Raw genomic sequence first — 633 nt, forward strand, 5'->3', positions numbered from 1 at the left:
TGTGGGCGATGGCCGGGTCGCGCTCACCTTCCACGGCCAGGGCGACCCGGCCATCGCCCACACCCTGCTCGACACCGCCGAACGGCACGGCGCCCACCTCACCGTGCTCGCCGTCGGTACCTGGCTGGACGAACACCCCGACATCGCCCGCCGCATCCTCGACGGCGGCCACGACCTCGGCAACCACACCCAGCGGCACATCTCCGTCAACGACCTCGCCGAGGCCGACGCCCGCAAGGAGATCACCGACTGCGCCGACCGGCTCAGACGGCTCACCGGCTCCATCGGCACCTGGTTCCGCCCCTCCCGCGCGCCCACCGCCTCCGCGCTCGTTGCCGCACTGGCCCGCCAAGCGGGCTACCCGCACGTGCTGTCGTACGACGTCGACTCGCTCGACTACACCCGCCCCGGCGCCGCCGCCGTCACCCGCAAGGTCCTCTCGGAGGTGCGCGAGGGCTCGGTGGTGAGTTTGCATTTCGGTTATGAGGACACGGTCGCCGCCCTCCCCGGCCTCCTCACGGAACTCGACCGCCGCAAACTGCGCGCCGTCACCACCACGGAGCTGCTGAGCTGATGCGAACCACGAAAGCCGCCCGCCGGCTGGCCGCCGGTGCCGCCCTCGCCGCCCTGGCC

The 633-nt window shown here is 72.7% G+C and carries 1 protein-coding gene; it reads left to right on the forward strand.

All coding sequences use genetic code 11. The features are described from left to right. Nucleotides 1–574 (forward strand): polysaccharide deacetylase family protein (locus tag CCN72_RS36795; RefSeq protein ID WP_244174672.1); only part of this gene is annotated, 574 nt, incomplete at its 5' end. Nucleotides 575–633 lie beyond the last annotated feature (59 nt).

Source organism: Streptomyces murinus (assembly GCF_002154555.1).
GTDB lineage: Bacteria > Actinomycetota > Actinomycetes > Streptomycetales > Streptomycetaceae > Streptomyces > Streptomyces murinus.